Origin of the sequence: Mesorhizobium sp. WSM4976 (assembly GCF_029625685.1) — a bacterium.
GTDB lineage: Bacteria > Pseudomonadota > Alphaproteobacteria > Rhizobiales > Rhizobiaceae > Mesorhizobium.
The window spans coordinates 23,174-36,851 of sequence record NZ_JARTVT010000036.1 but is presented as its reverse complement, the minus strand read 5'-3'; the positions used below and the strand labels follow the sequence as shown (position 1 = coordinate 36,851).

The 13,678-nt window shown below is 64.7% G+C and carries 12 protein-coding genes; 7 read left to right on the top strand and 5 right to left on the bottom strand.

Going from position 1 to position 13,678, the window contains the following annotated elements:
- Positions 1-245 precede the first annotated feature (245 nt).
- On the top strand, positions 246-518 hold the full coding sequence (locus P9272_RS31570; protein ID WP_128257920.1) for an usg protein: 273 nt from the start codon (positions 246-248) through the stop codon (positions 516-518).
- 60 nt (positions 519-578) lie between these two features.
- Here P9272_RS31570 and P9272_RS31565 read toward each other — a convergent pair whose 3' ends face one another.
- Together P9272_RS31565 and P9272_RS31560 are read right to left on the bottom strand one after the other, a co-directional pair.
- On the bottom strand, positions 579-1,613 hold the full coding sequence (locus tag P9272_RS31565) for an aldo/keto reductase (protein ID WP_278163950.1): 1,035 nt from the start codon (positions 1,611-1,613) through the stop codon (positions 579-581).
- A gap of 37 nt (positions 1,614-1,650) precedes the next feature.
- Positions 1,651-2,838: an MFS transporter gene (locus tag P9272_RS31560; protein ID WP_278163949.1), complete on the bottom strand. Its 1,188-nt coding sequence runs from the start codon at positions 2,836-2,838 to the stop codon at positions 1,651-1,653.
- A gap of 180 nt (positions 2,839-3,018) precedes the next feature.
- On the opposite strand from P9272_RS31560, the gene P9272_RS31555 reads away from it, so the two are divergent.
- Entirely contained in the window at positions 3,019-3,924 is a 906-nt protein-coding gene (locus P9272_RS31555; protein ID WP_278163948.1) for a LysR family transcriptional regulator, read from the top strand.
- 61 nt (positions 3,925-3,985) lie between these two features.
- Here P9272_RS31555 and P9272_RS31550 read toward each other — a convergent pair whose 3' ends face one another.
- Together P9272_RS31550 and P9272_RS31545 are read right to left on the bottom strand one after the other, a co-directional pair.
- A complete protein-coding gene (locus P9272_RS31550; RefSeq protein WP_278163946.1) occupies positions 3,986-5,035 on the bottom strand; it encodes an aldo/keto reductase in 1,050 nt (349 codons plus the stop codon).
- A 133-nt stretch (positions 5,036-5,168) separates the two neighbouring features.
- Entirely contained in the window at positions 5,169-5,831 is a 663-nt protein-coding gene (locus tag P9272_RS31545; protein WP_278163943.1) for a YggS family pyridoxal phosphate-dependent enzyme, read from the bottom strand.
- Between the two features lie 146 nt (positions 5,832-5,977).
- On the opposite strand from P9272_RS31545, the gene leuS reads away from it, so the two are divergent.
- Both leuS and lptE read left to right on the top strand, forming a co-directional pair.
- The gene (gene leuS, locus P9272_RS31540) at positions 5,978-8,605 is read left to right on the top strand and encodes a leucine--tRNA ligase (protein ID WP_278163941.1); all 2,628 of its coding nucleotides are present in this window, start codon (positions 5,978-5,980) and stop codon (positions 8,603-8,605) included.
- The gene (gene lptE / locus P9272_RS31535) at positions 8,592-9,173 is read left to right on the top strand and encodes an LPS assembly lipoprotein LptE (RefSeq protein ID WP_128259535.1); all 582 of its coding nucleotides are present in this window, start codon (positions 8,592-8,594) and stop codon (positions 9,171-9,173) included. The genes leuS and lptE overlap by 14 nt, the downstream gene beginning before the upstream one ends.
- Positions 9,174-9,359: 186 nt before the next feature.
- Here the strand turns inward: lptE and fsa are convergent, their stop codons facing one another.
- Positions 9,360-10,016 (bottom strand): fructose-6-phosphate aldolase, encoded by a 657-nt coding sequence (fsa, locus tag P9272_RS31530; protein ID WP_128259534.1) that lies wholly within the window; start codon positions 10,014-10,016, stop codon positions 9,360-9,362.
- A 90-nt stretch (positions 10,017-10,106) separates the two neighbouring features.
- Here fsa and P9272_RS31525 point away from each other — a divergent pair, with 90 nt between their 5' ends.
- From P9272_RS31525 to P9272_RS31515, 3 genes are all read left to right on the top strand, one after another.
- Positions 10,107-12,290, top strand: a complete 2,184-nt coding sequence (locus P9272_RS31525) for a primosomal protein N' (protein ID WP_278163938.1) — start codon at positions 10,107-10,109, stop codon at positions 12,288-12,290.
- Positions 12,291-12,322: 32 nt separating this feature from the next.
- Positions 12,323-13,018, top strand: coding sequence for an aspartate/glutamate racemase family protein (locus P9272_RS31520; protein ID WP_278163936.1), 696 nt, complete (start codon positions 12,323-12,325; stop codon positions 13,016-13,018).
- A 95-nt stretch (positions 13,019-13,113) separates the two neighbouring features.
- Positions 13,114-13,509 (top strand): DUF4345 family protein, encoded by a 396-nt coding sequence (locus P9272_RS31515; RefSeq protein WP_278163934.1) that lies wholly within the window; start codon positions 13,114-13,116, stop codon positions 13,507-13,509.
- The last annotated feature ends 169 nt before the right edge of the window (positions 13,510-13,678 follow it).

Genomic DNA, 13,678 nt, shown 5'->3' with positions numbered 1-13,678 from the left:
ACCGGCCGCGAATTCGCGGGCATTATTAACAGTTCCGCCGTGACGGCAATATTAGACGTTGGATTCGCGCGGCGGGATGACGCAGGGTCATGCGCCCAGGGCTATTAGCACTCCCGCTTGGTGGCTGCTAACCGCCTGTTTTAATGAGGAAAATTTTTATGGACCTCGCAAAAAGCCATAGACAGTTAAGCAACCGTGCGCACAATTCGGCGTTGGGAGGAAGGAGAATCAACCAGGGAAACGCAATGCGCGACAATTCCGAAATGGACCTGATGCTCAGGGGATATGGGCTGACCACGGCCAAGATCCTTTACCACTACCCGGACCACCCGCACCTGCTGCAAAGCTTCGTCTGGCAGGATTACGATATAGCGCCGCAATTCCCGGTGCTGATCCGCTTCATCGAATTCTGGAAGACCAAGCTCGACGGACCGCTGCATTCGGTGACGTATACGCACCACAAGCTGATCGCGCCGAATGAGTGGCGGAAGGTGGATGGGGAGTTTCTGGTGCACTGAGCGGCGGTACAGCTGATCTCCCCCGCAAGGGGGGAAGATTGGCAGCTTCAACGCCGGCACTCACACCGCCGGTGGGTTCAGCCGGGCGAAGCCCTCCTGGCGGCGATAGGGAAAGTACGGGTAGGGCGCAGTCACCGCGCTCGCTTCGTCCAGCGCCTTGATCTGCTCCGGCGTCAATGTCCAGCCGACGGCGCCGAGGTTCTGGCGGAGCTGCTCTTCGTTGCGCGCGCCGATGATCACCGACGACACGGTCGGCCGCTGCAGGAGCCAGTTGATGGCGACCTGCGGCACGGTCTTGCCGGTCTCGGCCGCGACCGCTTCCAGCGCCTCGACCACCTTGAAGAGAAGCTCGCCCTCGACGGGGGGGCCGAAATCGGCGGTGCCGTGCAGCCGGCTCTTTTCCGGCAAGGGCTGGCCGCGGCGGATCTTGCCGGTCAGCCGGCCCCAGCCGAGCGGGCTCCACACCAGGGCGCCGACGCCCTGGTCTAGGCCGAGCGGCATCAGCTCCCACTCATAGTCGCGGCCGACCAGCGAGTAATAGACCTGATGCGCGACGTAACGCGGGTAGCCGTGTTTGTCGGCCAGGCCGAGCGACTTCATCACCTGCCAGCCGGAAAAGTTGGAGATGCCGACATAGCGCAGCCTGCCGGAGCGCACGAGGTCGTCCAGCGCCGACAGCACTTCCTCGATCGGTGTCGAGGCGTCGAAGGCATGGAGCTGCAAAAGGTCGATATAGTCGGTGCCGAGACGCTTCAGCGCCGCGTCGACGGAGCGGATCAAGCGCGAGCGCGACGAGCCCCAGTCGGCCGGACCGTCGCCCATCGGCAGCGAAGTCTTGGTCGAGATCAGCACAGCGTCGCGGCGGCCCTTGATCGCCTGGCCAAGCACCTCCTCCGAGGCGCCGTTCGAATAGACATCGGCCGTGTCGAACAGGTTGACGCCAGCCTCCAGGCAGATATCGACCAAGCGGCGCGCTTCCTGCGCGTCACTGTTGCCCCAATGGCCGAACAGCGGGCCGGAGCCGCCAAAAGTTCCGGCGCCGAAGGAAAGAGTCGGCACTTTCAGGCCGGAAGCGCCGAGAGGTCGATAATCCATTTTCTTTCTCCTGATTGGATGTCGAAGGGGTCAGCGCTCAACACTGCGCCGTGACCGGCTTGCCGATCGCGCTGCCATGTTCGAGGCGCATCGCGGCGAACACCGCGCCCAGCGCGGCGATCGGCACCAGGCCGGCGACGAGGGGGACGGCGCCGAGGCCGGGGCCGTGGTCGATGACGAAGCCGCCGAGCCAGGCGCCGATGGCGTTGCCTAGATTGAAGGCGGCGATGTTGAAGGAGGAGGCCAGGCCCTGGCCGGCGCCCTTGGCCTTCTCCAGCACCCACATCTGCAGCGGCGCGACAGTGGCGAAGGCGGCAGCACCCAGCAGGCCCACGGCAATGATCGCTGTGATCGGCTGATGGATCGCCGCGGTCATGACGAACAGCACCCCCGACAGCGCGACCAGCGTGCCGACGACGGTCGGCACCAGGTGGCGGTCGGCGAGGCGTCCGCCAAGCAGGTTGCCCGCTACCAGGCCGCCGCCGAAGACGAGTAGGATCGGCGAGACGGCTGCCTCGGAAAAGCCAGTGACGCGAGTGAGGATCGGCGCCAGATAGGTGAAGGCGGCGAAGACGCCGACCCAGCTCAGCACGGTGGTGAGAAGGCCGAGCAGCACCGGCCGGCGGCCGAGCACTGCGAGCGTGCCTTCGGAGCTTTCCTCTTCGTCCGCTGCTGCCGGTTCGTCGCGCGGCACCAGCAGTGCGATCACCGCAAAGGCAACGACGCCGACCAGCGTGACGGCGAGGAAGGTCGAACGCCAGCCATAGGCCTGGCCGAGCCAGGTGCCGAAGGGCACGCCGAGGATGTTGGCGACGGTGAGGCCGGTGAACATCAACGCGATGGCCGAGGCCTTCCGGTTGGGCGCGACCAAGCTGGTGGCGACGACGGAACCGACGCCGAAGAAGGAGGCGTGGGCGAAGGCGGTCAGCACACGCGCCGCCATAAGCGTCCAGTAGTCAGGCGCCAGCGCACAGGCGAGGTTGCCGACGGTGAAGACCACCATCAGCGCAAGCAGCAAGGTCTTGCGCGGCAGGCGGCCGGTCAAGGCTCCAAGCAGCGGCGCGCCGACGACGACACCCAGCGCGTAGCCGGAAATGAGCAGGCCGGCTGCCGAGATCGAGACGCCGAGATCGGCGCTGACATCGAGCAGCAGGCCCATGATGACGAATTCGGTGACACCGATGCCGAAGGCGCCGGCGGTGAGGGCATAGAGAGCAAGAGGCATGGCAGGATCCGTTCGGTGCTGAAGGACGCTCAAGTCCCGCGCCCCCTGTTTGTTGGAGCATGATCTTTTCCGAAAACCGGTTCCCACTTTTCGGGATCATGCATCGACCGGAAGATCGTGATGCCTCGAGCTGTGAACCAGCCTTGCACCAGGCATATTTTCTGTGAAATAGATTCACGAATGGCGAGGCCCGACATCAACCGCTCCGGCGAGATCGAAGTGTTCGTCCGCGTCGTCGAGGCAGGTAGCTTCTCGGCGGCAGCGCGGGCGTTGCGCATGACGCCCTCGGCCGTGAGCAAGCTGATCGCGCGGCTGGAGGCACGGCTCGGCGGGCGGCTGGTCAGCCGCTCGACACGCAAGCTGCAACTGACGCCCGAGGGAACCAGCTTTTACGATAGCAGCTTGCGTATCCTTGCCGATCTCGATGCGGCGGAACGCGAAGCGGCAGCGGGCGCCCAGCCGCGCGGCAGGCTCAGGGTCAACTCCTATGTGCCCTTCGGCCAGCACCGGCTGATGGAATTGCTGCCGCGTTTCCTGGAGCGATATCCCGAAATCTCGGTCGAAGCGGTGCTGACCGACAATGTCATCAACCTGTTGCAGGAGCGGGCCGATGTCGCCATACGCGCCGGACCGCTCAGCGAGTCACGCCTGGTGGCGCGCAAGCTCGGCCAGAGCCGGATGGTGGTGGTCGCGGCCCCCGCCTATCTCGAAGCGCGCGGCACGCCGCGGACGCCGGCCGAATTGGCCCGCCACAATCTGCTGGCGTTCGGCTTCGTGCGGCATATCGACGGCATGCCGTTCGTGGATGCCAAAGGCATGCCGGTCGTGGTTCCGATCGTCGGCAATTCGACGATGAGCGACGGTGAGGCGATGCGGCTGACGACATTGGCCGGAGCGGGCATCGCAAGACTGGCGCGCTGGCATGTCGAGCCCGACATCGCCGCCGGATTGTTGGTGCCGTTGCTGGAAGAGTTCAATCCGGGCGACGTGGAGCCCACGCACGCCGTCTATGTCGGCCAAGGCAAGCATCTGCCGGCCCGGGTGCGGGCATTTCTCGACTTTCTCGCGGAGACGGTGCGCCTCTGAGAAGGAAAAGCCGCATGTCCTTGGACCCGCGGCTCCTGAAGGTTAGCTTATCTCAAAGACGTCACGCCTTCGGCACGAAAGGCGCCGGACGCCGGCCGGCACTCTGCCGCTCAAGCATCCAGCCAGGATATTCCGGAGGCAGGGCGCTCACCTCGTCGAGCTTGGCGAGGTCGTCGGCATCGAGCTTCAAGCCGGTCGCGGCGAGGTTCTGCTCGAGCTGGTCCATGCGGCTGGCGCCAATGATGACGCTCATCACGAAAGGTTTTGCCAACACATAGCCCAGCGCCACGGTCGCGACACTGACGTCGTGCTTCTTCGCCACCTCCCGCATGACGGCGACCGCCGCCCAGGCGCGGTCCTCGTTGACCGGCGGGAAGTTGAAGGAGGCGCGGCGGCCCTCGCCATTGCCAGGAGCGCCGGGGCCGTATTTGCCGGAGAGCAGCCCGCCGGCCATCGGCGACCAGACCATCAGGCCGAGCTTCTCCTCGTTTGTCAAAGGCACGATCTCGCGCTCGAGATCGCGGCCGGCGATCGAGTAGTAGGACTGGATGGTCTCGAAGCGGGCAAAGCCCTTACGCTCGGCAATGCCCAGTGCCTTGGCGATGCGCCAGGCCTGCCAGTTCGAGACGCCGACATACCGCACCTTGCCGCTGGCGACGAGATCGTCGAAGGCCCGCAGCGTCTCGTCGATCGGTGTCACCGTGTCGGTGCCGTGCAACTGGTAGAGATCGATATGGTCGGTCTGCAACCGCTCCAGGCTGCCGTCGACCGAATCCATGATGTGGCCGCGCGAGGAGCCGCGCTCGTTCGGGCCGTTGCCCATGGCGCCGTGCACCTTGGTGGCGATGATGACGTCCGAACGCTTGATGCCGAGGTCCTTGAGCGCCTGTCCCAGCAACTGCTCGGACTGGCCGAAGGAATAGACATCCGCCGTGTCGAAGAAATTGACGCCGGCGCCGATCGAGCGGGCGACGATCTCGTTGACGCCCTTCTGGTCGAGGCTGGCGATCAGCCCCCATTGGGCATTCTCGCCGGCTGCGCCGAAGGTCATGGTGCCGAGGCAGAGTTCGGAAACGAAAAGGCCGGTATTGCCAAGCTGGTTATATCGCATGGTGGGATTCCCGAGAAAGGATTGAATGACAACAGGCAAATAGGAACGGGCCGTTTCGTTTCAAGCGCCTGTGCCAGGGGTATCGTTCGATTGGCCGGTCGGTAACGAGATCGTTACGAGCGTATCGGGCCGCTCACCGACTGCCGAAGATCGCTGAGCCCACCCTGACGCTGGTGGCGCCAAAAGCGATCGCGGTCTCGTAGTCGCCTGACATGCCCATCGACAGTTTTGCAACGCCGGCTTCGCGGGCAAGCTGTTCGAGGAGCGCGAAATGCGGTCCGGGGTTTTCATCCGCCGGCGGGATGCACATCAGCCCTTCGATGGCAAGGCCGTGCACCTCGCGACAGCGCTTGACGAAGGCGACCGCCTCGCGCGGCTCGATGCCGGCCTTTTGCGGCTCGGAACCGGTGTTGACCTGCACATAGAGTTTTGGCGCCCGGCCTTGCCTGGTCATTTCCTTCGAAAGCTCGGCGGCGATCTTCTCGCGGTCGACGGTCTCGATGACATCGAACAGAGCGACGGCTTCCTTCGCCTTGTTGGACTGCAGCGGACCGATCAGATGCAGCTCCAGATCGGCAAATGCCTCCCTCAGCGCCGGCCATTTGCCTTGGGCTTCCTGCACGCGGTTCTCGCCAAAGACGCGCTGGCCCGCTTCGATGACCGGGCGGATATGCTCTGCCGCGAAGGTCTTCGACACCGCCACCAGCGTTACGGCACCAGGGCCACGCCTTGCCTCGCGCTCGGCGCTTGCGATCTTCGCCTTGAGCGCGTGAAGCTGCTCTACGGCGTTCGTCATGCCACTATCCTGCCTATAGTTTTCGCGGCTACGCCGGCTCGCCACAGTTGACGGGTCCGGCAATCCATGGTGAACACCGCGACAACATTTCCCGGCCGCCGGCCATGTCCGGCGCCTTGCGCCTGCTTTTAAGTGAAAAACATCCGATGGCAACCGAACGTTACAATCCGCGCACGTCAGAGCCCAAATGGCAGAAGGCCTGGGCCGAAAAGAAGCTGTTCGAGGCTCGCAACGACGATCCGAAGCCGAAATACTACGTGCTCGAGATGTTCCCCTATCCGTCGGGCAAGATCCATATCGGCCACACCCGCAACTACACGATGGGTGACGTGGTGGCGCGCTACAAGCGCGCGAAGGGCTTCAACGTGCTGCATCCGATGGGCTGGGACGCATTCGGCATGCCGGCTGAGAACGCCGCCATGCAGAACAAGGTCCACCCCAAGGACTGGACCTACGAGAACATCGCGGTCATGCGCGAGCAGCTCAAGATGATGGGCCTGTCGCTCGACTGGGCGCGCGAGTTCGCGACCTGCGACGTCGACTATTACCACCGCCAGCAGATGCTGTTCCTCGACTTTGTCGAGAAAGGGCTGGTGACGCGCAAATCCTCCAAGGTCAACTGGGATCCGGAGGACATGACCGTGCTCGCCAACGAGCAGGTGATCGACGGCCGCGGCTGGCGTTCTGGCGCGCTCGTCGAGCAGCGCGAGCTGACGCAGTGGTTCTTCAAGATCACCGATTTCGCGCAGGACCTGCTCGACTCGCTCAACCTCCTCGAGGAATGGCCGGAGAAGGTCAAGCTGATGCAGCACAACTGGATCGGCCGCTCGGAAGGGCTGCTGATCCGCTGGCCGCTGGCGACACCGGTCGGCGAAATGCACGAACTGGAAGTCTACACGACCCGGCCCGACACCATCTTCGGCGCCTCGTTCATGGCGGTCGCCGCTGATCACCCGCTGGCCAGGAAGGCTGCGGAAAGCAATGTCGAGCTGGCGAAGTTCATCGAAGAAGTGCGCCACATGGGCACCTCGGTGGCGGCGCTGGAGACGGCTGAGAAGAAGGGCTTCGACACGGGCATCCGCGTTGTCCACTCGTTCGACGAGAATTGGACGCTGCCGGTCTATGTCGCCAATTTCGTGCTGATGGAATACGGCACCGGCGCCATCTTCGGCTGCCCGTCGGGCGATCAGCGCGACCTCGACTTCGCCAACAAATACGGCCTGCCGGTGATCCCGGTGGTGATGCCGGAAGACGGCGATGCCAAGACCTTCCAGGTCATCGAGGAGGCCTATGTCGACGACGGCGTGATGATCAACTCGCGCTTCCTCGACGGCATGAAGCCCGAAAAGGCCTTCAACGAAGTGGCGAAGCTGCTGGAAGCAAAGACGATCGGCGGCCGCCCGATGGCGGAGCGCAAGGTGAATTTCCGCCTGCGCGACTGGGGCATTTCGCGCCAGCGCTACTGGGGCTGCCCGATCCCGATGATCCATTGCGAAGCCTGCGGCGTGGTGCCGGTGCCGAAGGCCGACCTGCCGGTGAAGCTGCCCGACGACATCGAGTTCGATCGTCCCGGCAATCCGCTCGACCGTCATCCGACCTGGCGGCATGTGAAATGCCCGCAATGCGGCCGCGACGCGCGACGCGAGACCGACACGATGGACACCTTCGTCGATTCGTCCTGGTATTTCGCGCGCTTCACCGCGCCCTGGGCGAATGAGCCAACCGAGCCGAAAGCGGCCGACGAATGGCTCGCCGTCGACCAGTATATCGGCGGCATCGAGCACGCGATCCTGCATCTGCTCTATTCGCGCTTCTTCACCCGCGCCATGCGCGAGACCGGGCACCTGAACCTCGCCGAGCCGTTCAAGGGCCTGTTCACGCAAGGCATGGTGGTGCACGAGACCTATCGTGTCGGCGGCCCGTCCAACAACGGGCGCTGGCTGTCGCCGAGCGAGGTCAGGCTCGAGGATGTCGGCGGCAAGCGCCTCGCCTTCGAGATCGCCACCGGCGAGGAGGCGACGATCGGCGCGCTGGAGAAGATGTCGAAGTCGAAGAAGAACACGGTGAGCCCGGAAGAGATCACCGATGGTTATGGCGCCGATACGGGGCGCTGGTTCATGCTGTCGGATTCGCCCCCGGAGCGCGATGTCGAGTGGACCGACGATGGCGCCGCCGGCGCGCACCGCTTCGTGCAGCGCATCTGGCGTCTGGTGCAGATTGCCGCCGAATCTCTGCCAGGCGTGAAGCCTGCAGCGGCTAAGGATGGCGAGGCGGGCGCCGTATCCAAGGCCGCGCACAAGATTCTGAAGGCGGTCGGCGAGGATATCGAGAAGCTCGGCTTCAACCGCGCGATCGCCCGCATCTACGAGCTCGCCAACGCGCTGGCGACGCCGCTCAACGATGTTGCCGAGGGCAAGGCCGACGCGGCGCTGAAGGGTGCCTGCCGCGAAGCGGTGGAAATCCTGGTGCACATCATCGCCCCGGTCATGCCGCATCTGGCGGAGGAATGCTGGGAGGCGCTGGGCGGGATCGAAATGGTCGCCGAGCGGCCCTGGCCGGTCTACGATCCCGCGCTGGTCGTCGACAACGAGATCGTGCTGCCGGTGCAGGTCAACGGCAAGAAGCGCGGGGATTTGACAATTGCCCGCGACGCGGATCAAGGTGCCGTCGAAAAAGCGGTGCTGGCCCTCGACTTCGTGCAAAAAGCACTGGAAGGTAAGGCACCGCGCAAGGTGATCATCGTCCCGCAGAGGATCGTCAATGTCGTTGCCTGATCCGGTGAAGTCAGAAGCGCCCCGCCTGCGCGGACGCTTGGCGATTTGCGGCCTGGTCGCCGTCGTGGCGCTGGTCTCGGCCTGCACGGTGCGGCCGCTCTATTCCAGCCAGCCGCTTTCGCCCGGATCGCAGCTCAGCGCATCTGCCGAGCTTGCCTCGATCTCGATCAAGCCCGTCAACACCCGCTACGCGCAGCAGGTGCGCAACAATCTGATCTTCGCTTTCGGGCAGGGCTCGGGCGAGCCGGCCTCGCCGGCCTACACGCTCGATCTCGGCGTCACCGAGCTGGTCGAATCGGCGGCTATCGTGCAGGTGCAGACCCAGGAAGACGAGCCGACAGCGGGTACGGTTACGCTGACCGCCAACTATGTGCTGAGAGACACCGCGACCAACACGGTGATCGCGGTCGGCAAGCGCTCGATCCCGTCGTCCTTCGACCGGCCGCGCCAGGAATTCGCGGCCTATCGGGCGCAGATCGACGCCGAGAACCGCGCTGCGCGCGAGTTGGCCGATCTGCTGCGGCTTTCCATTGCCCAGGATCTGGCCAAGCACGGTAGGAAGGCCTAGTTCCTCGCCGGGCATTGGCTGAAACCTTCCGAACCTGGTCATCCTCGGGTTTGCGCCGCGTCGCTTCGCTCCCTTGCTCCGCCCGTGGATGACGATCGCGTTTCGGCCAATCGCCAAGGCATAGACACTCTGCTACGAAAAAAGGCCGGTCACCCGGCCTTTTTCTACTCGGACAAGATGCCGGCTTCAGCCGATCTTCTGGCCGGTCTTGGCCCAGTCGGCGAGGAAGGCGGCGAGGCCCTTGTCGGTCAGCGGGTGGTTGACCAGCGCCTTCAGGGTCGCCGGTGGCGCGGTGACAATATCGGCGCCGATCAGCGCTGCCTGCTTGACGTGATTCACCGTGCGCACCGAAGCGGTCAGGATCTCGGTCTTGAAATCGTAATTGTCGTAGATGGTGCGGATTTCCGAGATCAGCTCCATGCCGTCCGAGCCTGTGTCGTCGATGCGGCCGACGAAGGGCGAGATGAAGGATGCGCCGGCCTTGGCGGCGAGCAGCGCCTGGTTGGCCGAGAAACAGAGCGTCACATTGACCATGCGGTTCATCTCGGTGCGGATCGTCTTGCAGGCTTTCAGGCCGTCCAGCGTCAGCGGCACCTTGATGGCGACGTTAGGCGCGATCTTGGCCAGGATCTTCGCTTCGGCCATCATGTCCTTGTATTCGGTCGCCACGACTTCGGCCGAGACCGGACCCTCGACGATGTCGCAAATCTGCTTGGTGACCTCGGCAATCTTGCCGCCCGATTTCAGGATCAGCGAAGGGTTGGTGGTGACGCCATCGAGAAGCCCCAGATCGTGCAGCTCCTTAATTTCCTTGATGTCAGCGGTGTCGACGAAAAACTTCATGGCTGTCTCCTTGGGGATCGCCCGGCTGGCGCCAGGTGGATGAGAGGGTCCTCTTTGATCTAGACCAAAGTCAGGGCAAGGTCACGCCTGATGATCGAAGATTCGCCCTTTGTCGCGGCCGCGCCGGTGCTGGTGCCGATGCCGGCCGAACGCCCCTACACCTATGCCGTGCCGCCGGGCATGCGTGTGGTGCCGGGCGCGATCGTGCGCGTGCCGCTCGGGCCGCGCCAAGTGGCCGGCATCGTCTGGGATGGCGCGGTCGAGGCTGTCGATGCCAAGAAGTTGCGGCCGATCGAGGAGGTGTTCGACTGCCCGCCGATCGACCGAGAGATGCGCCGCTTCGTCGACTGGATTGCGCAATACACGCTCTCTGCCCCGGGCATGGTCGCGCGGATGCTACTCCGAGCTCCCGAAGCATTCGACCCGGAACCTTGGATCGAAGGATTGCAGCGCACGCTTGCCGAACCCGACCGGCTGACCGATGCGCGGCGGCGGGTGCTAGAAACCGCAGAGGGCGGGCTTGCCTGGACGCGCTCGGGCCTGGCGCATGCGGCGGGCGTGTCGTCGACCGTGATCGACGGCCTGAGGGCGCAGGGCGTTTTCGAGACGGTGATGATCCCACCGCGGCCGGTGGTGGCCGCGCCGGATCCCGGCCATGCCGCGCCGGATTTGATGCCGGATCAGAATGTCGCGGCGGACAAGCTGCGCGCGGCAATCGCTGCCGATGCCTTCAACGTCACCCTGCTCGACGGCGTCACCGGGTCAGGCAAGACGGAGGTCTATTTCGAAGCTGTGGCGGCTGCCCTCGACAAGGGCAAGCAGGTGCTGATCCTGTTGCCGGAGATCGCGCTGACGCATGCCTTCCTCGAACGTTTCCAGGACCGGTTCGGCGCCAAGCCGGCGGAGTGGCATTCGGACCTGCCGCCGCGGATGCGCGAACGCGTCTGGCGGCAGGTGACCGAGGGCGGCGTGCGCGTCGTCGCGGGCGCACGCTCGGCGCTGTTCCTGCCGTTCAAGGAACTCGGCCTGATCGTCGTCGACGAGGAGCACGACCCGGCCTATAAGCAGGAGGACCGCGTCTTCTATAATGCGCGCGACATGGCCGTCGTGCGCGGCCATATCGGCGGCTTTCCCGTCGTTCTTGCCTCGGCTACGCCCTCTGTGGAAAGCCGGGTCAACGCCATGCAGGGCCGCTACGACCGGGCCGTGCTGTCGTCGCGTTTCGCCGAGGCAGCCCTGCCCGACTTGAGGTCGATCGACATGCGGCGTTCGCCGCCCGCGCGCGGCGGTTTCGTGTCGCCGGTGCTCTTGGAGCAGATGCAGCGCACGCTGGAAAGACGAGAGCAGTCGCTGCTCTTCCTCAACCGGCGCGGCTATGCGCCGCTGACGCTCTGCCGCGTTTGCGGTCACCGCTTCGGCTGCCCGGTCTGCTCGGCCTGGCTGGTCGAGCATCGCTTTCGCGGCCAGCTCGTCTGCCACCATTGCGGCCACAACGAGCGGCGGCCGGAAGCCTGTCCGGAATGCGGGACGCTCGACCATCTGGTGGCTTGCGGACCAGGCGTCGAGCGCATCGCCGAGGAGGTGGTGGCGCATTTTCCACAGGCTCGCACCATCGTGCTGTCGTCAGATATTCTAGGCGGGGTGCGCCGGCTGCGGCTGGAGCTGGAGGCCGTCGCCAATGGCGAGGCCGATATCGTCATCGGGACGCAGCTCGTAGCAAAGGGACATAACTTCCCGGGCATGACGCTGGTCGGCGTGGTCGATGCCGATCTCGGGCTTGCCAATGGCGATCCGCGCGCCGCCGAGCGCACTTTCCAGTTGCTCAGCCAGGTGACGGGACGCGCCGGCCGCACGGGCAAGAAGAGCCTTGGCCTGTTGCAGACCTACCAGCCGGACCATCCAGTGATGCGGGCGATCGTCTCGGGCGATTCGGAAGCCTTTTACGAGCGCGAGATCGCCGAGCGCGAGCGGGCAGGGTTGCCGCCGTTCGGCCGGCTCGCCGGCATCATCGTGAGCGCCGCGACACGGGGCGAGGCCGAAAGCCATGCGCGGGGATTGAGGCGCGCGGCACCGACGGCCTCCGACCTGTTCGTGCTCGGCCCAGCCGAGGCGCCGCTGTCGCTGATCGGCGGACGGCACCGCTTCCGCCTGCTGATCCAGGGCGAGCGGCGCGCCGATATGCAAGGCTTCATCCGCGCCATGCTGGCGGAGGGCCCGAAGCTGCGGGGCTCGGTGCGCGTGCAGGTCGACATCGACCCGCAGAGCTTCCTATAAGCCAGAGAGACAGTCCCAACGGAGGGCCGCTAATGAAAACCCTTGGCCTCATCGGCGGCATGAGCTGGGAATCGACGGCGATCTATTATCGCCTGCTCAACGAGATCGTGCGCGAGCGGCTCGGCGGGCTGCATTCGGCAAAGCTGTTGTTGTGGTCGTTCGATTTCGCCGAGATCGCCGAACGGCAGCATGCGGGCGACTGGGACGGCGCCGGCTCGCTTCTCGTGGACGCCGCGCGCAGGCTGGAGGCGGGAGGCGCCGAGGGTCTGGTGATCTGCACCAACACCATGCACAAGCTAGCCGATGCGGTGCAGGCCGCCGTCTCGATCCCGCTCATCCATATTGCCGACGCGACGGGGCGTGCCGTGGTCAAGGCAGGCGTGAAACGGCCGGCGTTGCTCGCGACGCGTTTCACCATGGAGCAGGATTTCTACAGGGGCCGTCTCGTGGACAAACACGGCCTTGAGCCGGTGGTGCCGAATCAGGCCGGCCGCGAGATGGTGCACAAGGTGATCTATGACGAGCTCTGCCAGGGCATCGTCAGGCCCGAATCGAAATCCGCCTATCTCGATGAGGTCGGCCGGATGCGGCGCGCCGACCGCGTCGATAGCGTCATCATGGGCTGCACCGAGATCACCATGCTGATCGGCCAGGGCGATTTCGACATTCCGGTCTTCGACACGACGCGCATCCATGCCGAGGCCGCAGTCGAGTTCGCGCTCTCGTGATGCGCGATACCTAATGTGCCGGCCATGCTCTGGCGCGCTGCCATTCCCTGGCTAGAATGCTTGTGTTTCAGAACAAGAAATATGAGGGGGAATTTATGGACTTCGCGCTTCCGTGGCCCGCAAGCCAGGGCGAATGGCTGGCTTGGTCGAGCGCCGTCGTGACCCTGGCTCTCGGCCTCTTCCTGTTCCTGGCGCCCGGACTTGGCTTCCGCGTGCTGCGCCTGCAGCCCAGGCCGGAGAAAGCGGCGGCGATCGCGGAGGGGCGCGGGCGCATGTCGGGCTTCTATCTCGGCGTCAGCCTGTGCTGCATCCTGCTGGCGCAGCCGCTGCTTTACATGGCGCTGGGTTTCTCCTGGCTCTTCACCGCCTTCGGCCGGCTCCTGTCGATGATGTCCGACGGGGCCAACACCCCTTTCAACTGGGTTTCGATCGTGGTTGAATTGGCGTTGGCGGCGCTGCCGCTGGCCTTCGCCTTCGGCTTCGTGCCGTGAATTCAGCGCCTGAGCTTGGCCTTCGCAGCCTGATGCGACAAAAGTGCCTGAAAACCATGCCGGACGATGCATTGCGGTCTTAAAAAGCCTGTGCTAGACGGCAATCGACTTTCGGCCGGGGATAGCGGAAGCCGCGCCTTCGTGCTTGGAAATTTGTAATAAGGTCAAA

Bases quoted from the DNA above. Each gene is read 5' to 3' on its own strand.
- P9272_RS31570 (WP_128257920.1), top strand. From the start codon at position 246: ATGCGCGACAATTCCGAAATGGACCTGATGCTCAGGGGATATGGGCTG.
- P9272_RS31565 (WP_278163950.1), bottom strand. From the start codon at position 1,613: ATGGATTATCGACCTCTCGGCGCTTCCGGCCTGAAAGTGCCGACTCTT.
- P9272_RS31560 (WP_278163949.1), bottom strand. From the start codon at position 2,838: ATGCCTCTTGCTCTCTATGCCCTCACCGCCGGCGCCTTCGGCATCGGT.
- P9272_RS31555 (WP_278163948.1), top strand. From the start codon at position 3,019: ATGGCGAGGCCCGACATCAACCGCTCCGGCGAGATCGAAGTGTTCGTC.
- P9272_RS31550 (WP_278163946.1), bottom strand. From the start codon at position 5,035: ATGCGATATAACCAGCTTGGCAATACCGGCCTTTTCGTTTCCGAACTC.
- P9272_RS31545 (WP_278163943.1), bottom strand. From the start codon at position 5,831: ATGACGAACGCCGTAGAGCAGCTTCACGCGCTCAAGGCGAAGATCGCA.
- leuS (WP_278163941.1), top strand. From the start codon at position 5,978: ATGGCAACCGAACGTTACAATCCGCGCACGTCAGAGCCCAAATGGCAG.
- lptE (WP_128259535.1), top strand. From the start codon at position 8,592: ATGTCGTTGCCTGATCCGGTGAAGTCAGAAGCGCCCCGCCTGCGCGGA.
- fsa (WP_128259534.1), bottom strand. From the start codon at position 10,016: ATGAAGTTTTTCGTCGACACCGCTGACATCAAGGAAATTAAGGAGCTG.
- P9272_RS31525 (WP_278163938.1), top strand. From the start codon at position 10,107: ATGATCGAAGATTCGCCCTTTGTCGCGGCCGCGCCGGTGCTGGTGCCG.
- P9272_RS31520 (WP_278163936.1), top strand. From the start codon at position 12,323: ATGAAAACCCTTGGCCTCATCGGCGGCATGAGCTGGGAATCGACGGCG.
- P9272_RS31515 (WP_278163934.1), top strand. From the start codon at position 13,114: ATGGACTTCGCGCTTCCGTGGCCCGCAAGCCAGGGCGAATGGCTGGCT.